We start from the raw sequence: 19,524 nt of genomic DNA on the forward strand, positions 1-19,524 counted from the left end.
CATCTGGCGGCGGAACTCCACCGGGTACGGGGGACGGGTTCTCGGCATGGCAAAAACACCTCACGCGAAAGCGCTCTCAGTGTCCACCGATCCGGGGCAATCCCACATCAACCGCGCCACCGTGCATCGCGCGGCCACGATCCCCTCCCGGGCCAGTTGCCGCCAGACCCCGGATCAAGTCCGGGGCAAGCTCTTCCGTACGCCGCAGACGCGGAAGTTGGCCATGAACATGCGCTGGATCTCGATCGCCAAGGCATCGCACTGCGAGCGCGAACCGGTTGCTTGTCGGGATCGGCACGCCGGGCGGCATGCAGATCGTCGGTCGACGGGGCGATCGGCAGCACCCTGCAGATCGGTCTCATCCCGAGGCTCTCGAAGGACGATCCCGTAAGCCTCCCGATGATCGTCGATGAGGCTGATCATGGCCACGACCGGCGGTCGAGCTCGGCAAACGCGAAGTACGCGCTCGCCTTGCGCAGGATTTCGTTGGCCTGGCGTAACTCACGGTTCTCCCGCTCGAGCGCCTTGATCCGCTCGCGCTCGTCCGCCGTCTGGCCGGGACGCACGCCCTGATCCCGTTCGGACTGGCGCACTTGGTTCTCAGCGTCTCGCCCGAGCAGCCGATCTTGGCCGAAATCGACTGGATCGCCGACCATTGCGAGCCGTGCTCGCCCTCGTGGTCGCGCACCATTCGCACCGTGCGCTCGCGCACCTCGGGGAAAACGGGGCTTTTCGCGACGCCATGGCTCCATTCTCTCGGAAGGGGGGCCTCCGGGAAACACGGGGCGGTTCAGAACCCGGGCCCGCCGTCCTTTGGTGAACCCGAGAATTTCCGCTTAGACTCGCGGCGTGTGGCGCCGCCGTGCGCCGATTCCCGACGCCGGGCGAAGCCGGCGTCGCCAGACCGGAGCGAGGCCCCGCATGCCGGACGACCGCTACCACAAGACCACGCTCGGCAACCGCCGCCTGCACTCCGAGACCCTGATGCTCGGCTACGGCTACGATCCCGCCCTGTCCGAGGGAGCGGTGAAGCCGCCGGTCTTCCTCACCTCGACCTTCGTGTTCACCTCCGCCGAGCACGGCAAGGACTTCTTCGACTACGTCTCGGGCCGGCGCGAGCCGCCGGCCGGCGAGGCGGCGGGCCTCGTCTATTCGCGCTTCAACCACCCCAACAGCGAGATCGTCGAGGACCGCCTGGCGGTGTTCGAGGAGGCGGAGGCAGCCCTCCTGTTCTCGTCGGGCATGTCGGCCATCGCCACCGTGATCCTGGCCCATGCCCGGCCCGGCGACGTGGTGCTGCACTCCCAGCCGCTCTACGGCGGCACCGAGACGCTGATCGCCAAGACGCTGGCCGGGTTCGGCATCGGCGCCGTCGGCTTCCAGGACGGCACCGACGAGGCGAGCATCGCGGCCGCCGCCGACGCGGCGCAGGCCCTGGCGAAGGAGGGCGGCGGGCGCGTCAGCGTCGTGATGGTCGAGACGCCCTCGAACCCCCTCAACACCCTCGTCGACCTGGCGCTGGTGCGCGCCGCCGCCGACCGGATCGGCGCCGGGCAGGGCGGCCGGGCGCCGGTGGTCGTGTGCGACAACACCCTGCTCGGCCCGCTCTTCCAGCATCCCCTGCGCTTTGGTGCCGACATCTCGGTCTACTCGCTGACGAAGTATGTCGGCGGCCACTCGGACCTCATCGCCGGGGCGGCGCTCGGCTCGGCGGCCAGGATGAAGCCGGTGCGGCTGCTCCGCTCGGCGATCGGCACCCAGCTCGATCCGCATTCGTGCTGGATGCTCGGGCGCTCGCTCGAGACCCTGACGCTGCGGATGGAGAAGGCCAACCGCAACGGCGAGATCATCGCCGAGCGCCTGCGCGCCCACCCGAAGGTGACGCGGCTCCACCACCTCGGCCACCTCGAGCCCGGCTCCGGCGCGGCGCGGGTCTACGCCGCGCAATGCGCGGCACCCGGCTCGACCTTCTCGTTCGACGTCGCGGGCGGCGAGGCGGAAGCGTTCCGGGTGCTCAACGCGCTCCAGCTGTTCAAACTCGCGGTGAGCCTGGGCGGCACCGAATCGCTGGCGAGCCACCCGGCCTCCACCACCCATTCGGGAGTGCCGAAGGCGGTGCGCGACCGGCTCGGCGTCACCGACGCGACCATCCGGGTCTCGATCGGCATCGAGCATCCGGAGGATCTGGCGGCCGACTTGCAAGCGGCTCTCGCCACCCTGGATTGAAAAGCGCCGGGCGCGGCCCGTTTTGGCTTGCCCCGGCGGGGCCCCTCCGCATGATGGCGCCGCCCCGGCCGCGCCTCGTCGGCGGGGCCCCCTCCCGCGAACCGAGAAGGCCCCGCCGCTCCCGATGACCGAGCACGCCGCGTCCGGCTCCTACAAGGAAGTCATCCTGTTCCTGGTCACCGCCGGGATCGTGGTGCCGCTGTTCCACCGCCTGCGCGTCAGCCCGGTTCTCGGCTTCATCGGGGCGGGCGCGCTGCTCGGGCCCTCCGGCCTCGGGCGGCTCACCGAGACGGTGCCGTGGCTGGGTGCCGTGACGATCTCGAACCGCACCGAGATCGCGCATCTCGCCGAGCTCGGCGTGGTGTTCCTGATGTTCATGATCGGGGTCGAGCTGTCCTGGGAGCGCCTGCGCATCCTGCGCCGCCTCGTCTTCGGCCTCGGTTCGCTGCAGGTCGCGGTGTCGGGCCTCCTCGTCGCGGCGGTGCTGATGGCGCTCGAGGTCCCGCCCACCGCCGCGATCCTGGTCGGGCTGGCGCTCGCGCTCTCCTCCACCGCCATCGTGCTGCCGGTGTTGGCCGAGCAGAAGCGCCTCAACACGCCGGCGGGCCGGGCGAGCTTCGCGGTGCTGCTGTTCCAGGACCTCGCCGTCGCGCCGGTGCTGTTCGCCATCGCGGTGCTGGGCCGCAAGGACGGCGACGCGGTGACGGGGCTCGCCATCGCGCTCGGCCAGGCCGCGGTGGCGCTGGCGCTCCTCGTCGGCGCCGGGCGGCTGGGCCTGCGCCCGCTGTTCCAGCTCGTCGCCCGCACCCGCAGCCCCGAATTGTTCATGGCGGCCTGCCTCCTCGTCATCGCGGCCACCGCCCTCGTCGCCGCGGCGAGCGGCCTGTCGATGACGCTCGGCGCCTTCGTCGCCGGGCTGCTGCTCGCCGAGACCGAGTACCGCCGGGCGATCGAGGCGACGATCGATCCGTTCAAGGGCCTGCTGCTCGGGGTGTTCTTCGTCTCGGTCGGCATGGGCATCGACCCGGCGGTGCTGATGAAGACGCCGCTGACCATCCTGGGGTTGGCCGTCGGGCTCCTCGTCCTCAAGGGCGGGGTCATCCTCGGCATCGGCATGGCGCTGCGCCTGCCCCGGGCGGTGGCGCTCGAATCCGCCCTCCTGCTCGGGCCCGGGGGCGAGTTCGCCTTCGTGCTCGTCGGCAGCGCGCTCGCCGTCGGCCTCGTGCCCGACGATCTCGGCCAGGCGGCCCTCGTCGTCACCACCGCCACGATGGTGATGATTCCCGGTCTGGCCGCGCTCGCCCGCCGCCTCGGCCGGCGGATCGACCGGACCGCGCTCGGCCGCGCCCGGGCCGAGCCGCCCCCGGCGGATCGGCAGCCCGGCCGGGTGATCGTCGCGGGCTACGGCCGGGTCGGCCAGCTCGTCGCCGAGATGCTGGCCCGCCACAAGGTGCCCTACATCGCCCTCGACATGGACGCCGCCCGCGTCGCCGACCAGCGCCGCCTCGGCAACCCGGTCTATTTCGGCGATTCGGCCAATCCCGACCTCCTGCGCCGCTGCGGCATCGACACCGCCCGGGCGCTGGTCGTCACCCTCGACCAGCCGCGCGCCGTCGAGGCGGTGGTGGCGGCCGCCCGGACCGAGCGGCCGGACCTGACCATCGTGGCCCGGGCGCGCGACGCCCGCCACGCCACCGCCCTCTACGAGATGGGCGTGGACGATGCCGTGCCCGAGACGATCGAGGCCTCGCTCCAGCTCTCGGAGGCCGTGCTGGTCGATGTCGGGGTGCCGATGGGCCTCGTCATCGCCTCGATCCACGAGCGCCGCGACGAGTTCCGGGCGATCCTGCGCCGCAAGGAGGCGCCGCCGGCTCCCGCCTTCCAGGCCCGCCGCACCGTGGGCAAGACCTCGTGAGCGGGCTCGGCGCGCAGCAGGAGGCGGCGCTCAAGGCGGTGTCGGACTGGCTGAAGCGCGGCAGCCCGCAGGTCTTCCGCCTGTTCGGCTTCGCCGGCACCGGCAAGACCACGCTGGCCAAGCGCCTCGCCGAGGACGTCGACGGCGGGGTGCTCTTCTGCGCCTATACCGGCAAGGCGGCCTCGGTGATGCGCGCGCGGGGCTGCCCCGACGCCTCGACCATCCACAGCCTGATCTACCGCACCCGCGAGGATACCGAGGGCGGGCCGGCCTTCACCCTCAACCGCACCGGGCCGGTCAGCAAGGCGGCCCTCGTCGTGATCGACGAATGCTCGATGGTCGACGGCGACCTCGGCAACGACCTCCTCTCCTTCGAAACCCCGGTGCTGGTGCTGGGCGATCCGGCGCAGCTGCCGCCGGTGAAGGGCGGCGGCTTCTTCACCGAGGCCGAGCCCGACGTGATGCTGACGGAGGTCCACCGCCAAGCCGCCGACAACCCGATCGTGCGCCTCGCCATGACGGTGCGCGAGGGCGGGCGGCTCGAGTTCGGTTCTTACGGCGACAGCCGGGTGATCCCGCGCCGCGCCATCGACCCTCAGACGGTGCTCGCCGCCGACCAGGTGCTGGTGGGCATGAACCGCACCCGGCGGCTCTACAACGGCCGCATCCGCGAGCTGATCGGCCATGTCGACCCGATGCCGGCCGTGGGCGAGAAGCTGGTCTGCCTGCGCAACGACCGCACCAAGGGCCTGCTCAACGGCTCGACCTGGACCGTCCAGGCCCTGCGCGCCGCCCCCCGCCCCGACCTCGTGCGCCTCGACGTGGTGCCGGAGGACGACCCGGCCGTGCGCCGCAAGCCCCAGGACATCCGGGTCCTGCGCTCGGTGATCGCCGGCAGCGACGAGGAGGTGCCGGCGATCCTGCGGCGCGAGACCGAGGAATTCACCTACGGCTACGCGCTCACCGTGCACAAGGCGCAGGGCTCGCAATGGGACAAGGTGGTGCTGTTCGACGAATCCTACGCCTTCCGCGAGCACCGGGCGCGCTGGCTCTACACGGCGCTGACCCGGGCGGCGGAGGCGATCACCGTGGTGGTGTAGGAGCTCGAGCGCCTTGCGCATCCGCGTTCGTGCGCTACCCTGCCGGCATGTCGATCGAAGTGTCTTACACCTTGCGAAAGGCCGAGCCCGGGGCGCTGCTCCGGGAACTCGACGATGTCTGCATCACGACCGACGTGACGACCGACGACGGGGACACGATCGCTGCCGGCACGGAAGGTACGGTTGTCGCGGTTTGGAATGGGGGCGAGGCCTACGATGTCGAGTTTCCGGAGCCGATGGGCGCGCTGGCGACGGTGAAGGCTGCCAATCTCGTGCGCGTCGGACGCTCGGTCCCTTGAGCGAGGATGGGTGGCGTCCGGCCCTTGAAGTGCCCGGCAGCAAGCTTGTTCATTATTTGCTGAACGTCGATCATCCCAAGGGCGGTCCGAAAGCACGATTCTTCCTGGCCTTCGGCTTCGATCCGGCACAGCCCGAGGTCATGGCGGAAGCCCTCATCGTGCAGGCCACCGACGCTCGGTGTATCCTGTACCCCGCGGAGCACGGGCCGTACCGTCGGATGATCGTCGAAGGACCGATGGAGACGCCGGACGGCCGCCTGCCACGGGTCCGCAGCGTCTGGCAATTGCAGGATGGATCGATGTGGCGTCTCGTGACTGCCGTGCCGCTCACCGGACGCAATGGGCGCTGATCAAGCGGTGTGCCGAGCAACGTCAAGCCGGGTGGGAGGTGGTGTCTTGGTCGAAGCCCCGGAGACGACGCGACCGAAGAGTTGCGGAGGCTGGTCCGTGAAGGTCTTGAGAGCGGGCCGAGTCCGTGGGAGACCATGGCCGAGGTGAAAGCCGAGGCGCGCCGGCGGCTTGAGGCCTTTCTCGCGGAATCCAACCCAGATGTCCTGGCGCATGGGCCTCACGCCGGCCCGTCTCGCGCCACGATCCCCAGCACGGCGGCGACCGCCTCCGAGGGCGATGAGGCCGCACTGTCGATGACGAGATGCGGCCGGTCCCACGGTTCGTAGTCGAGGCGCTGGACCGTTTCCCAAGAGGGCTGGACCAGGCCGGGAATGTCGGAGGTCCGCCCTTCGACCCGGCGGCGATGCTCTTGCGCGTCCGGGCACACGACTTCGACCTCGATCAACCGCACCGACGCCCGGGCGGCCACCGCGCGCCATCCCTGGCGGCTGGCGGCGACCGGGTTGACGCAATCGGCCACGACGACCCGCCCATCACTCAGATTCGCGCCCGCCAGGGCTTGCGCCACCGCGTAGCCGGACGCGCCGATACTGCCCGCCGGCACGCCCCCATCCCGCATCGCCTGCTCGATGATGTCGATGCGCAGATGGGTCGCCGCGAGGATTTTGGCGACGGCGTGGGAGATGGTGGTCTTCCCTGCTCCGGGCAGGCCGGCGAACACGATGAGCATTGGAACCGGCTCCTGGTTGTTGGACTCGCAATGCAAAGACAGCGACGCGCCTCCCCGGCCTAGCCGGAGCGCATCACCCAGCGTCAGGGTCGCCGGTACCCGGAACCGCGCTCCGCACCCCGGCCTGCCTGGACGAACGGCCCCGCAATTCCCACCTACGCCGCAGTACGACGAAGACAGCCTGCCCCGGAGAGACATCCTTGGCCAACGACGACGCGGGGGGCGCCCCCCGCATGCATGCGACGACGATCCTGATGGTGCGCAAGGGCGGCCGGGTGGTGATCGGGGGCGACGGGCAGGTCAGCCTCGGCCAGACCATCGTCAAGGGCAATGCCCGCAAGGTGCGGCGGCTGGCCAAGGGGTCGGTGATCGGGGGGTTCGCCGGCGCCACCGCCGACGCCTTCACGCTGTTCGAGCGGCTGGAAGCGAAGCTCGAACAGTATCCGGGCCAGCTCACCCGCGCCTGCGTGGAGCTCACCAAGGACTGGCGCACCGACCGCTACCTGCGCCGCCTCGAGGCGATGATGCTGGTCGCCGACAAGGACGTGAGCCTGCTCCTGTCGGGCGCCGGCGACGTGCTGGAGCCCGAGGGCGGCGTGATGGCGATCGGGTCGGGCGGCAACTACGCGCTCGCCGCCGCCCGGGCGCTGGAGGAGCAGGAGCTCGACGCCGAGGCGATCGTGCGCCGCGCCATGCGGATCGCCGCCGAGATCTGCGTCTACACCAACGGCAGCCTGGTGATCGAGAGCCTGGACGCCGCCTGACGGTGGACCGCCCGGACCTCACCTCCCTCGCACAGGGCCGCGGGCCCGCCAGAAGAGTCTCATGACCACCTTTTCCCCCCGCGAAATCGTCTCCGAGCTCGACCGATACATCGTCGGCCAGGGCGATGCGAAGCGCGCGGTCGCGATCGCGCTGCGCAACCGCTGGCGGCGCCAGCAGCTCCAGGGCCCGCTCCGCGAGGAGGTGGCGCCCAAGAACATCCTGATGATCGGCCCGACCGGCTGCGGCAAGACCGAGATCTCGCGCCGCCTGGCGCGGCTCGCCGGCGCGCCGTTCCTGAAGGTCGAGGCGACGAAGTTCACGGAAGTCGGCTATGTCGGCCGCGACGTCGAGCAGATCATGCGCGACCTCGTCGAGATCGGCATCGGCTTGAAGCGCGAGGAGAAGCGCCGCGGCGTCCAGGCCCAGGCCGAGGCCGCGGCCGAGAACCGCGTGCTCGACGCCCTCGTCGGGCCGACCGCGAGCCAGGCCACCCGCGACGCCTTCCGCAAGCGCCTGCGCGCCGGCGAGCTCGACGACAAGGAGGTCGAGCTCGAACTCGCCGGCGGCGCCCCGCAGGGGATGCCGATGTTCGAGATCCCGGGCATGCCGGGTGCCGCCATGGGGGCGATCAACCTCGGCGACATGCTCGGCAAGGCGCTGGGCAACCAGAAGGGCAAGCCGCGCCGCATGACCGTGCGGGACGCCTACGGGCCGCTGATCAACGAGGAATCCGACAAGCTCCTCGACCAGGACAGCGTGGTGCAGGAGGCGCTGCGCGACGTGCAGGACAACGGCATCGTCTTCCTCGACGAGATCGACAAGATCTGCGCCCGGGAAGGGCGCTCGGGCGCCGACGTCTCGCGCGAGGGCGTGCAGCGCGACCTGCTGCCGCTCATCGAGGGCACCACCGTCGCCACCAAGCACGGGCCGGTGAAGACCGACCACATCCTGTTCATCGCCAGCGGCGCCTTCCACGTCTCGAAACCCTCCGACCTGCTGCCGGAGCTGCAGGGCCGCCTGCCGATCCGGGTCGAGCTGAGCCCGCTCACCGTCGACGACTTCCGCCGCATCCTGACCGAGACCGAGGCGAGCCTGACCAAGCAGGCGGTCGCCCTGATGGCCACCGAGGGCGTCACGATCGACTTCACCGCGGACGCCATCGACGCGCTGGCCAAGGTCGCCGTCGACGTGAATTCCTCGGTCGAGAATATCGGCGCGCGCCGGCTCCAGACGGTGCTGGAGCGGGTGCTCGACGACGTGTCGTTCACCGCCCCCGACCGTTCCGGCGAGACGGTGACGATCGACGCGACTTACGTCCGCGACCGGGTCGAGAGCCTGGCGCAGAACGCGGATCTGAGCCGGTTCATCCTCTGAGCCGGGCCGCCCAGGTGCCCCGGCGCCCGGGCGAACCTCCAGGGCGGGTCTCGCCAGCACGGCCGTCCCCGCATAGGGTCGGACCGGATCCTCGAACGACGTGACACGAGCCCGATGCGATTCACCGGAACCGAGAACTACGTCGCCACCGGCGACCTGACCATCGCGGTCAACGCCGCCATCACCCTGGAGCGGCCGCTCCTCGTCAAGGGCGAGCCGGGCACCGGCAAGACCGTGCTGGCCGAAGAGATCGCCCGGGGCCTCGGCGCCCCGCTGCTGACCTGGCACATCAAGTCGACCACCAAGGCGCAGCAGGGCCTCTACGAGTACGACGCGGTCTCGCGCCTGCGCGATTCGCAGCTCGGCGACCCGCGGGTCTCCGACATCGCCAACTACATCCGCCGCGGCAAGCTGTGGGACGCCTTCACGGCGCCCGAGCGGCCGGTGCTCCTGATCGACGAGATCGACAAGGCCGACATCGAGTTCCCGAACGACCTCCTGCTCGAGCTCGACCGGATGGAGTTCCACGTCTACGAGACCGGCGAGACGGTCCGGGCGGCGCGCCGCCCGATCGTCATCATCACCTCGAACAACGAGAAGGAGCTGCCGGACGCCTTCCTGCGCCGCTGCTTCTTCCACTATATCAAGTTCCCGGACGCCGACACGCTGAAAGCCATCGTCGACGTGCACTATCCGGGCATCAAGCAGCGCCTCGTCGAGGAGGCCCTGCGGGTCTTCTTCGAGGTGCGCGAGGCGCCGGGCCTCAAGAAGAAGCCCTCGACCTCCGAGCTCCTCGACTGGCTCAAGCTGCTGATGGCCGAGGATATCGGCCCCGAGCAATTGCGCGAGCGCGACCCCCGCAAGCTGATCCCGCCGCTGCACGGGGCGCTCCTGAAGAACGAGCAGGATGTCGGGCTGTTCGAGAAGCTCGCCTTCCTGAGCCGCCGCGAGGGACGCTAGCACCATGCGCCGCCTGATCCTCCTGCGCCACGCCAAGTCGGACTGGCCCGACGGCGCGTCGGACATCGACCGGCCGCTCGCCCCGCGCGGGCGGGAGGCCGCCCCGAAGATCGCCGCCTACCTGGCGGCGGAGGGCCTGATCCCCGACCGGGTGCTGGTCTCGCCGGCCCGGCGCACGCAGGAGACCTGGGACCTCGTCCGGCCGGCCCTCGGGACCGTCCCGGACGAGACCGTGCCGCAGATCTACGAGGCGCCGGTCTCGCGCCTCCTCGACGTGGTGCGGAGCATCCCGGACGAGGTCGCGACCGCCCTGATGATCGGCCACAATCCGGGCTTCCAGGACCTCGCCCGGCTGCTGTCGAAGCCCGGCGACGCGCGCCGCGCCCTGACCAGGAAGTACCCGACGGCGGGAATCGCGGTGATCGACCTGCCCGCGACGGCGTGGGGCGAGGTCGAGGCCGGGGAGGGCGAGGTCGAGCGGTTCGTGACGCCCAAGACCCTGGGGCACGGCGAGGACGAGTGAGGGCGGGCTGCGGCGAACCGGATCGCCCCACGGCCGTTTGTGAGAGCCGAGCCGCGACCGGAGACCCGTGGGCCCCGTGATCCTCACCGCCTTTCTCGCCCTGAGCCTCGCGGCCGGTCCCGCCGCGCAGGACGCAGCCGGCCTGGCCCGGGACGGCGCGACGCGCCTGTCCGACGGGGTCCGGGACGGGCTCGCCGCGGCCGCCGCCCTCGCGGCGCCGGCGCGCGAGGCGCCGGTCTACCGCCCGGAGGCGCGAGCGGTGTCGAACTGGCGCAGCGAGACCAGGGACGGGCTGATGCCGCTCTCGCTCGCCTGGACCGCCTGGGCGGCGCCGGCCGATCCGGCCTTCGTGGCGCGTTGCGTCAAGCTCAACAACTACTGGTGCATCAAGCGGGCGCGCTGGGACGGCGAGATCGGCGGCGACCAGGAGGGCCATACCGGCTTTGCCACCGCCGGGCACGGGGCCGATGCCGCCGTGTCGCTGCTTCGGCGCTATTACGGCGAGTACGGTCGCCGCTCGGCGCTCGCCATCGTCCGGCGCTGGGCCCCGGCGGAATGCGCGGGCCCGGTCGCGTCCCGCGCCGCGCCGGGGCGCACGGCCGCGGTCCCGGCCTCCCCGGTTCTCGCCGCCCTGGCGCCGCAGGGCCTCGGCCGCACCCTGCGGGCGCGCTTCCTCGCCGGCCACGGCCGGGGCGGGACGCCCCGGCGGGTCGCCCGGATGCCCCGCCCGGCGGCGGCCGCCCGCCCGGTCGCCGGCACCCCCTTGCGGGTCCAGCCCTGGTCGGCGCTCGCCCGGATGCAGGGCCGGCCGCGCCGGCCGGTGCGGGCCGTCACGGCGGCGGCGCTCCCCACCATCGCCACCGGCATCGGCGAGGCGCCGCGCGCCAGCGGCTCGACCGGCGGGTCGGTCGAGCCGGGCCGGATCCTCGACGGCGCGCGGCTGGCCGCGGAGGCCGCCGCCCTGCCGACGCTCGCCGCCGTCCCGGCCTCGTCGCTGCCGCCGGCCTTGCGCCCGCCCGCGCCTCTCTGCGGCTCCGACGAGATCCGCATCCAGGCCTATGCCGCCCGCATCGCCGGCAGCGTCGGGGTCAAGCCCGGCGACGATCTCGAGCTGTTCACGACGGACGGCCGCGCCACCGCGCGCCTCGCGCCCGTCCTGCTGGCGATGTCGTCGGTCGAGCTCGGCGCGCTGCGGGCGAGCCCGGCCCTCGTCGCCACGGCGATCGCGCGGGCGGATGCGGAGCGGACGGCCGCGCGCCGGCAGGCCGAGGCCGGCCCCCCACCGGCGCCCTGAGCCCTTGCGGAAGCCTACTTCCCGCGCCACCTCCCGGATCAGACCAAGCGAGAGCGTACCCGCGTGCCGCCCCTGACCGATTTCGCCGCGCGTGCCGGCTCCCTCGTCAAATCCGTCACGGAGGCCACGCGCTCCCTGGCCGAGGCCTCGAACGACCTCCTGGTCCAGCCGACGGTGCGCCTCGGCGTCACCGGCCTCGCCCGGTCGGGCAAGACGGTGTTCACCACCGCGCTCGTCCACCAGCTCACCGGCCTGCACCCGCTGCCGGCCTTGCGCGCCTCGCAGGAGGGGCGCCTGCGCCGGGCCCGCCTGGTGCCCCAGCCCGACGACGCGGTGCCGCGCTTCTCCTACGAGGATCACCTCGCGGCGCTGACCGAGGCGCGGCGCTGGCCGCGCTCGACCGACCGGATCAGCCAGCTGCGCCTCGAGATCGACTACGAGCGCAAGAGCGGCTGGCGCACCGGACCGGCGAGCCTGATGGTCGACATCGTCGACTATCCGGGCGAGTGGCTGCTCGACCTCGCCCTCATCGAGCAGACCTACGAGGGCTGGTCGCGCGAGACGATCGTCGCCGCCGAGCGCCCCGGCCGGGCCGCGATGGCCGCCCCCTGGCTCGCCTCCCTGCGGGCGCTCGACCCCAACCAGCCCCTCGACGAGATCGTGGCCGAGCGGGCGAGCGAGGCCTTCACCACCTACCTCGCCGCGGTGCGCGCCGGCCCCGAGGCGGTGGCGACCACGCCGCCGGGCCGCTTCCTGATGCCGGGCGACCTCGCTGGCTCGCCGGCGCTGACCTTCGCGCCGCTGATCCTCGACGGGCCGGTCAACCCCGACAGCCTCGGCGGCCTGATGCAGCGCCGCTTCGAGGCCTACAAGAGCCGGGTGGTGACGCCGTTCTTCCGCGACCATTTCCAGCGCATCGACCGCCAGATCGTGCTGGTCGACGTGCTGGCGGCGGTGGATGCCGGGGCGGCGGCGCTCGCCGAGCTGGAAGAGGCCCTCGACCGGGTGCTGATGAGCCTGCGGGTCGGGCGCAACACTGTCCTGTCGCGTCTCTTCGCGCCGCGGGCCGACAAGATCCTGTTCGCCGCCACCAAGGCCGACCACCTCCACCACGCGAGCCATGACCGGCTCGACGCACTGCTGCGCCTCCTCGTCGCCCGTTCCTTACGCCGCACCGAGGCCGCGGGCGCCCATGTCAGCACCCAGGCGCTCGCCTCCGTGCGCTCGACCCGCGAGACCGTAGTGCATGACGGGCCGGCGAGCTTCCGGGCGGTGGCCGGCACGCCGGAGGCCGGCGAGAGCATCGACGGCGAGACCTTCGATGGCGAGACCGAGGCCGCGATCTTCCCCGGCGAACTGCCGGAGCGGCCGGAGGCGGTGCTGGAGGGCGCGGTGATCCCGGGCTCGCTGCGCTTCCCGCGCTTCCGCCCGCCGGCCGTCCCTCGCGATGCGCTCGGCCGCCCGGGCCGCCTGCCGCAGATCCGGCTCGACCGCGCCCTGAACTTCCTGATCGGCGACCGCCTCGCCTGAGGGCTCTTCCATGACCCAGCCGCCTCCCGCAAAGCCCCGGGCCTTCCGCCTTCCTCCCGCCGGCGCGCAGACCGCCAGCGCGCCGCCGCCGCCCGGCACCGAGACGGCGCTCGCCGACGGGATCCGGGTGGTGGAGGAGCCGTTCGAGATCGTCGAGGCCGCCGACGGCGTGCCGGTGCCGGTGGCTCCCCGCTCCCGCGCACCCTGGGCGACCCTGCTCCTCTCCGCCCTCGGGGGACTGGCCTCGCTCGGCATCGGCCTCGCGGTCGAACGGCTGATCGCCGACCTCTTTTCCGCCGCGCCCTGGCTCGGCATCGTCGCGCTGGCGCTGCTGGCAGTGGCCGTGGTGGCGCTGCTGGCCATCGTCTGGCGCGAGGTGGCGGGGGTGCTGCGCGAGCGCCGCATCGAGGCGCTGCGGGGCGACGCCCTCGACGCCCTGCGCTCGCGCGACCACAGCGCCGCCAAGGCGGTGGTGCGCAGCCTCTCGGCCCTCTATGCCGGCCGCCCGGCGGCCGAGGCGGCCCGTGCCCGCCTCGCCGCCCTCGACGACCAGATCCTCGACGTCGAGGACCGGCTCGGCATCGCCGAGGCGGAACTGCTGCAATCCCTCGACCGCGCCGCCAAGGCCGCGGTGGCCGATGCGGCCAAGCAGGTCTCGGCGGTGACGGCGTTGAGCCCGCGGGCGATCGTCGATGTTGCCTTCGTGATCTTCGCAGGCGTCCGGCTCCTGCGCCGCATCGCCACCATCTATGGCGGCCGGCCCGGCCTGTTCGGCTTCCTGCGCCTCGCCCGCGCGGCGCTCGCCCACCTCGCCGTCACCGGCAGCGTCGCGGTCGGCGACAGCCTGGTGCAATCGGTGCTGGGTCTCGGCGTCGCGGCGCGGATCTCGGCCAAGCTCGGGGAGGGGGTGCTGAACGGCCTGATGACGGCACGGTTCGGGCTCGCGGCCCTAGCCGTGTGCCGGCCGCTGCCCTTCACCCGCGAGGCGGCGCCGCGGCTGGGCGACGTGGCGGGGGAATTGCTGCGTGGCGGCGGCGAGGGGGAAGGCCGCGAGGCGGCGCTTTAGCCGGTCGTCGGTCGCGCCCGTGAATCACCGTGTCGCGAAGTGCCTCGCATCGCTCCGCGAGCGACACCGGCTGCACGGCGCGACGTCCGGGCGATACCGTTCGACCGGGGCGCGGGTCCGCACGTTCACGCGCAGGGCTGAGCGGCAGGCACCGCGGGCGTAGTAGGCACATCGCGCGCCGGCTCGATCCGCCACCTCTGCATCGGACGCTTCGCTCGGATTTGATGGAACAGGCTCTCGCCGACTGGGTGCGGCCCGGACGATCCCGCGAGTGTAGAGACGGTCCCTGACCCCGCGCAGCACGCACGCCACAAGTTTCGCGCCGTTTTTTCGCAAGGATCGTCAGTGGCACGATGGCGCAAGGGCCTGTTTGACTAGGAATATCGGTATTGGTGCCGTTCACAGGCCTGCATGAGCCAGTCGCAATTGGCGATACTGATGCTGTCATCGGCCGCCGCTGGGCTGTGCTCCAGTGGCGGGTCAGGCGGCGGTAGCGCGTCGAGGGCGAGCCGAACATCGCCTCAATACGCCAGCGCAGCGGAACCGGCTGGAAGTCCTTGGCTTACGCGCTCCCTCCGCACCAGAACACAAAGAGAACGAACAGGCCGGAGGTTCCCGGTCAAGGCCGAGCTTCTGGCCTGTGCGGAGTGGGGACGACAGGATCAAGAGATCGTGATGGGCATGCGGACGACGTTCATGGTGCAGACGTTCGAGATCCACCGGAAGCGGCTGCGGCCGGGCAACCGGGATGTGGCGCCGACGGAGAGCGGGGCGCTCAAGCGGGCAGAGGCCATCGCCGGCCGGATGCCTGGAGCGGCGGCACTGCGGATCGGCGCGGATGACGAGACGGGCGAACTGGCGAGCGCGACAATCCTTGAGCAATTCGGCGAGGTGCCGGAGGACTTCGCGGAACAGGTGAGCGGCAGGTGAGACCCGTCATCGGCAGGGACGTGCCGTTACTGGAGGGGTGGGGGCCGGACAGCAAGAAGCCCGCCGTGGGGTGAGCGAGGCGGACTTTTTGCTACCCCCTGCCAGGCAGGGAGGATCATTGAGAGCCTGTTTGACTTGCAACGGCACAATCGCGAGGGAATTTTCTATCCTACCCTCCACCTCATCTGAGGTGCTGGCGATCGGTCAAACAGGCTCTGACGGGTCGACTGCAGCGATAACAGTAATTCGATGCGTTCTATTGCGTTCTCGTATATAACCTGCAATTAGTAGCGTGGCCCATAGTAATATCCCCGCTCTTCGCGCCTATACTGCTTAATACGCTGATCCTGCCTCATGCGTCGGGCGTTATAACATGCTTCCGGACTGCCATAGTAGCACCTCGCATCGTTGCGCCGCATGATGTAGTCGCGATAAGGACCTTCGGGAATCGCTTGGGCTGAAGTCGATAGAGCTACACTGGACACAAGAACTGCGATTGGGAGCCAAAACTTATTCATGGATCGCCTCGAGCTTCGCTGTCGCCTATTGGACGCCGAAATGTCAGCAGCAATGCGGCGTCGCCAATGGACCAGAAAAATATCTAGCGCAAGCGAACGCTCGACTGGCGCGCACTTGCGGTAAACTTCTATACCGTTTAACCTGTATACGATATGAGAAGCCACCTCCGCCTGTCGTATTAGGCCAATCGGCAGAGTTGACAGTTGATTTATTACTTGCAACGGATGCAAAACCCCACTCGCCGGCTTCCGGAAGAGCTGAAGGCGGGGTCTCGGGTCTGGAAATCCATCGAAACAACCGCTCAACGGCGGGGCGGGTTCCAGCTGGTCAATCGTGACGGTGGTTGCGAACCGGCTCCCGGTCGATGCTGCGCAGGGGATCGGTCTGCGCCGTCGGCTGCTCGTGTGCGGCCCGCTCGCGTTCCACGATCCGCGCCAGGTGCTCGACCTGCTGCCGGCCGCTCTCCCGCAAGTCGCGCAGCATGTTCAGGTATTCGGCCGGCCCCTGCAGATGCACCATGGCCTCCCCCAACCGAGCCGGGCGCCGGAGCCGGCACCTCTTGCTTGTCCGTGTTGGCGCGCAGCACCATGGCGACGCAGGTCACGGCCACGACGACGAAGATGGTCAGGGTCCCGAAGACCGGGATGACGAAGGACGGCGCCCCGGCGGTGAAGGCGTCGACCACCAGGGCGAGGATCAGCTGGCCCATCACAAGCGCGCCTAGCGCCGAGCACACCGCCCGGACGTTGGCGCCGTTCGGCTTCGTGATGCGATTGTTGATGTGGCCGTTCAGCCAAAGCGCGGTGACGCGCAGCACGCCCACCGCCCCGAAGAAGAAGGCCATGTCGCCCTCGTTGAAGCCGACCTCGGCGATCGGCTTGAGGGCGGCCCGCTCCATCGTGTCGCCTGGCATCGCGAGCGTCACGGCGATCAGCAGCATCATGACCGCCATGGCCCATTCGAACAGGCGGTTGAAGCTGTAGGCGCCCGCCGGATGGGCGGGTGTGCTCGGGCCAGCGGGGAATAGCGTGGCGCCCTACCGCGCCGATGCCGTCAGGCGCGCGACGACCGGCGCCAGGGTGTTGCCCTCGTTCGCGTCGTCCTCGGGGTTGAGCTTGCGGAAGACGATCGCGGCGAGGCCGGCCTGCCCGCCGGCCGCCTCGATGGCCTTGGCCGGCGCCGCGTCGACCGCCCGCCGCACCGCCCTCGCGATGACCGTCGAGCCGACATTGATCGACAGCCTGCCCTCCTTCACGGCGCCGGGCACCGCGTTGATGGCGTACTCGGTCACGGCGTTCGCCATCTGCTCGACGCGGCTCTGGGTGAGGAACAGCGCCGCCCAGGGGAAGACCTTGCGGATGGCCTGGATCAGGTAGGCGGCGACCGCCGGGATGACGGCGGTGATGACGATCTCCCGGACGAGCTCGATCCAGGGCGCGGCCGACAGCGTGACGCGGGTGGCGTCCGTGGTGGCGAGTTCGGCGGCGAGTGCCGGGCCGGCGATGACGGCGATCAGTGCCGGGACCAGAATGCCAAGCATCGGCAGCCGGGCCCGGGCGGCGAGGCAGACGCCGCCGGCCAGCGCGAGCGCGCCGAGCAGCAGGCCGAAGGCGAGGCCGTGGGCCGGGCTGCCCCTGCCGGGCAATATCTCGGCGATCGGGCCGGCGCCGGCCATGGCGGGAGAGCAGACGCAGGCGAGCGCCAGCGCCGCAAGGAGGGTGCGGTGCATGATGATCCTGGTGGGAGATGTTAATTTTCTCGGCCGCGATCGTGCCGGGGGAAAATCAACGCGGTGCTCGGCTGGTCCGGTCGTCGCGGAATTTGATCGCGTTTTGATCCGGCTGCGCTTTCGCGCCGGAGATCAAATGCTTGTCAGAGACTTAGATCTTGATCGGGATTTGATCGTCCGGCCGGCGCAGGTCGAACTGCCCGGGGTCTCCAGGAGGTTGTTCAGGCGGCGATGCGCTTGCAGTAGGCCAGGCACTTGGCGGAGTCGGTCGGGGCCACGGGCTCGGCCGCTATGGCGAGCGCTGCCTTGCGCACCGCCTTGACCAGGCGGGCCCGGCCCTTGCCGAACCGCGGCCAGGTCGACGGCGCCCGCAGGAAGGACAGCCGGCCGTCGCACAAGGCGTCGATCAGGTCCGCGGGCTTGTGCGTCGCGGCGGTCGCCAGGGTGAGCGGCCCGGGCGCGCCGTCGTGAGCTACCTTGAACGCCCGCTGCAGCCCGATCACCGCCCGCTTCTTTCCGCTGTTCACGGCGAAATCGAAGAGGACATAGCCGAGCCCGGGCGGCAGGGCGTCGGCTTGGACCGCGTCCCAGTAATTCCGGCGGTAGATCGGGGCCACGGTCGCGACGGTGAGGGCCTTCACCTCCGCTTTGGTCGCCGGCCGGCCGAGCTACAGGCTCAGCGCGCCGATCATGACGCCGAGTTTTGTCGCCCCGCCCGGGTCGGCCGGGTCGTCCACGTAACCGCCCTTGTGGGCCAGGACGAGCGGAGGCGCCCGCTCGAATGTGCTCGCGGTCATGGGTCTCTCCAGATTGCCGGGACGGTGTCAGGATGCAAGGCGGTTCAGCCCGCCCACGGCGGCGAAGAGGAGCAGCGCCGCGCCGATCAAGGCGAGCAGAAGGCCTGTCGGGTCCTCCGATCGGCTGGCCCAGCCGATGGAAAAAGCGGTCGAGCCGGCGACGCCGATGGACTAGAGGAGGCCGGTCATCAGAGTCACCAGATTGTCAGAGTGCCACTACCTTGCGAGACCAAGAGTCATGAGGCAGGAGCGGACCTTGTTGAGAGCACTTGCCAAGGCCGCATTCGAGGCCCTGCCGTTGGTTGGAAGCGCGGCGTCAAGGCTGCATTTCTCGGCCGGGGCTGCGCCGTTGAACCCGACCTTGCCGGCGATGCTAGCATTCCCTCCAGCGACCAGGTTACCATTAGAAGTCACCGATGCGGCAGTGATATCTTGTGAAACCATCTTACCATCTGGAGTGACCCGCCAGTTCCAGACGTCGACTTGACCAGCCTTCTGCACGCCGAAAGCGGTATTCAGCACCTCACCCTGGCGCGTCGTGAAGCCGTGATACCAGTTGCCACCTTCCGCAGCGCTCGCGGCGAATGCCGTCGTTGCCTTGCCGCCGAACGCGACGCTCAGAATGCCGATGCTCGTGTCGAAGTGGTCCGACAGCGGCTGATCGACGCCATCATACTTGAAGACATCGCTCTCCCAGCCAATCAGCGTACCGCGCGAGCCGGATTTGCCAATGGCATAACTCGCCCCGCCCCAGCAGCGCCCCCGCAAGTTGCCGTTAGCGATCTCGCAAGATGTCTGCAAGCCTACCAAGTCACGAAGTTGGTCAGAAGGCTTTCCATCGACTTTGTAGTCGGATGGATCGTATTGTCGGGCCGAGAAATAAGCTGCGCCCTTCTGATAGCTCGGGGCTTTCCCAGACGACTCGACAGTGTATGAGGACACAATTCCGAATTCGGTGCCGGGCTTGTCCGTGCGACGGATCCAACCGGCGCCCACCCCCGCGAGATACGGGGACCAATCAGGCGAGTTGATGCCGCCGGTACCGCTGAACTTCGCGTCGCGGACGGCTATGGTCTGATTGAGACCGGGGTCAATCCATCTGTCTATACGATAGAGGCCGCCCGGGATCTCCGCGCCGGCGCCGCGAGCTGAAGCGGCTGCGAGCGAGGCAGATAGATCGGCACCGGCGTCGCTCCCCCCGGTGCGGTCTAGGCCTTTGTCGAGGGCGCTGCCAGGCGCCGAAACGATGGCGACAAGCCCGACGGCGAGCGCGGCGAGGGTAAAACGAGCCATGGCAACCCTTGAGGATGGAGAGGACGCAGGGGCGGTGCGCCGTTACTACATGGAATTGCCCCGGCTCGGTGGTTCTTGCTCACCTTGCGTGGATCAGGCGGCCAGAACCATGCGGCGCTTCAG

17 protein-coding genes and 3 pseudogenes are annotated in these 19,524 nt (G+C 70.4%); 13 read left to right on the plus strand and 7 right to left on the minus strand.

Features of this window, described 5'->3' with window-relative positions; genetic code table 11:
* Positions 1-105: 105 nt before the first annotated feature.
* A pseudogene (locus BMX97_RS34090) lies at positions 106-691 on the minus strand (IS3 family transposase); the annotation flags it as partial.
* Between the two features lie 230 nt (positions 692-921).
* Here BMX97_RS34090 and BMX97_RS31285 point away from each other — a divergent pair.
* From BMX97_RS31285 to BMX97_RS31305, 5 genes are all read left to right on the plus strand, one after another.
* The gene (locus BMX97_RS31285) at positions 922-2,226 is read left to right on the plus strand and encodes a cystathionine gamma-synthase family protein (RefSeq protein ID WP_091755012.1); all 1,305 of its coding nucleotides are present in this window, start codon (positions 922-924) and stop codon (positions 2,224-2,226) included.
* A 124-nt stretch (positions 2,227-2,350) separates the two neighbouring features.
* On the plus strand, positions 2,351-4,141 hold the full coding sequence (locus BMX97_RS31290) for a cation:proton antiporter domain-containing protein (protein ID WP_091755013.1): 1,791 nt from the start codon (positions 2,351-2,353) through the stop codon (positions 4,139-4,141).
* Positions 4,138-5,241: an ATP-dependent DNA helicase gene (locus tag BMX97_RS31295; RefSeq protein WP_091755014.1), complete on the plus strand. Its 1,104-nt coding sequence runs from the start codon at positions 4,138-4,140 to the stop codon at positions 5,239-5,241. The genes BMX97_RS31290 and BMX97_RS31295 overlap by 4 nt, the downstream gene beginning before the upstream one ends.
* Before the next feature lie 29 nt (positions 5,242-5,270).
* Positions 5,271-5,540: a DUF4926 domain-containing protein gene (locus tag BMX97_RS31300; protein ID WP_244538750.1), complete on the plus strand. Its 270-nt coding sequence runs from the start codon at positions 5,271-5,273 to the stop codon at positions 5,538-5,540.
* Positions 5,537-5,890, plus strand: a complete 354-nt coding sequence (locus BMX97_RS31305) for a DUF6883 domain-containing protein (protein WP_091755015.1) — start codon at positions 5,537-5,539, stop codon at positions 5,888-5,890. Before BMX97_RS31300 ends, BMX97_RS31305 begins: the two co-directional genes overlap by 4 nt.
* Before the next feature lie 218 nt (positions 5,891-6,108).
* Here the strand turns inward: BMX97_RS31305 and BMX97_RS31310 are convergent, their stop codons facing one another.
* The gene (locus BMX97_RS31310) at positions 6,109-6,621 is read right to left on the minus strand and encodes a P-loop nucleotide/nucleoside kinase family protein (protein ID WP_091755016.1); all 513 of its coding nucleotides are present in this window, start codon (positions 6,619-6,621) and stop codon (positions 6,109-6,111) included.
* 233 nt (positions 6,622-6,854) lie between these two features.
* Here BMX97_RS31310 and hslV point away from each other — a divergent pair, with 233 nt between their 5' ends.
* The 7 genes from hslV to BMX97_RS31345 all read left to right on the plus strand — a co-directional run bounded on the left by hslV (position 6,855) and on the right by BMX97_RS31345 (position 14,133).
* A complete protein-coding gene (gene hslV, locus BMX97_RS31315) occupies positions 6,855-7,385 on the plus strand; it encodes an ATP-dependent protease subunit HslV (protein ID WP_060849237.1) in 531 nt (176 codons plus the stop codon).
* A 61-nt stretch (positions 7,386-7,446) separates the two neighbouring features.
* A complete protein-coding gene (gene hslU / locus BMX97_RS31320) occupies positions 7,447-8,760 on the plus strand; it encodes an ATP-dependent protease ATPase subunit HslU (RefSeq protein WP_091755017.1) in 1,314 nt (437 codons plus the stop codon).
* 114 nt (positions 8,761-8,874) lie between these two features.
* Positions 8,875-9,720 (plus strand): AAA family ATPase, encoded by an 846-nt coding sequence (locus tag BMX97_RS31325; protein ID WP_060846171.1) that lies wholly within the window; start codon positions 8,875-8,877, stop codon positions 9,718-9,720.
* 4 nt (positions 9,721-9,724) lie between these two features.
* Complete coding sequence (locus BMX97_RS31330; protein ID WP_091755018.1) at positions 9,725-10,243, plus strand: SixA phosphatase family protein; 519 nt, start codon at positions 9,725-9,727, stop codon at positions 10,241-10,243.
* A 76-nt stretch (positions 10,244-10,319) separates the two neighbouring features.
* On the plus strand, positions 10,320-11,537 hold the full coding sequence (locus BMX97_RS31335) for a hypothetical protein (protein WP_091755024.1): 1,218 nt from the start codon (positions 10,320-10,322) through the stop codon (positions 11,535-11,537).
* A 63-nt stretch (positions 11,538-11,600) separates the two neighbouring features.
* On the plus strand, positions 11,601-13,067 hold the full coding sequence (locus tag BMX97_RS31340) for a YcjX family GTP-binding protein (RefSeq protein ID WP_091755019.1): 1,467 nt from the start codon (positions 11,601-11,603) through the stop codon (positions 13,065-13,067).
* A gap of 10 nt (positions 13,068-13,077) precedes the next feature.
* Positions 13,078-14,133: a TIGR01620 family protein gene (locus tag BMX97_RS31345; RefSeq protein ID WP_091755020.1), complete on the plus strand. Its 1,056-nt coding sequence runs from the start codon at positions 13,078-13,080 to the stop codon at positions 14,131-14,133.
* Between the two features lie 374 nt (positions 14,134-14,507).
* Here the strand turns inward: BMX97_RS31345 and BMX97_RS31350 are convergent.
* A pseudogene (locus BMX97_RS31350) lies at positions 14,508-14,692 on the minus strand (IS5 family transposase); the annotation flags it as partial.
* Positions 14,693-14,808: 116 nt separating this feature from the next.
* Between BMX97_RS31350 and BMX97_RS31355 the strand changes: the two are divergent.
* Complete coding sequence (locus BMX97_RS31355; protein ID WP_091755021.1) at positions 14,809-15,063, plus strand: hypothetical protein; 255 nt, start codon at positions 14,809-14,811, stop codon at positions 15,061-15,063.
* Positions 15,064-15,883: 820 nt separating this feature from the next.
* On the opposite strand, the gene BMX97_RS34100 is transcribed toward BMX97_RS31355, so the two are convergent.
* From BMX97_RS34100 to BMX97_RS32570, 4 genes and pseudogenes are all read right to left on the minus strand, one after another.
* Positions 15,884-16,534, minus strand: coding sequence for a hypothetical protein (locus tag BMX97_RS34100; protein ID WP_244538751.1), 651 nt, complete (start codon positions 16,532-16,534; stop codon positions 15,884-15,886).
* 84 nt (positions 16,535-16,618) lie between these two features.
* On the minus strand, positions 16,619-17,311 hold the full coding sequence (locus BMX97_RS31365; protein ID WP_091755022.1) for a hypothetical protein: 693 nt from the start codon (positions 17,309-17,311) through the stop codon (positions 16,619-16,621).
* Positions 17,312-17,532: 221 nt separating this feature from the next.
* Positions 17,533-18,108 (minus strand): annotated as a pseudogene (locus BMX97_RS31370) (glycosyl hydrolase 108 family protein).
* Positions 18,109-18,324: 216 nt separating this feature from the next.
* Positions 18,325-19,401: a hypothetical protein gene (locus tag BMX97_RS32570; RefSeq protein ID WP_143074765.1), complete on the minus strand. Its 1,077-nt coding sequence runs from the start codon at positions 19,399-19,401 to the stop codon at positions 18,325-18,327.
* Positions 19,402-19,524 lie beyond the last annotated feature (123 nt).

It is taken from the genome of Methylobacterium sp. ap11, assembly GCF_900110515.1.
Lineage (GTDB): Bacteria > Pseudomonadota > Alphaproteobacteria > Rhizobiales > Beijerinckiaceae > Methylobacterium > Methylobacterium ajmalii.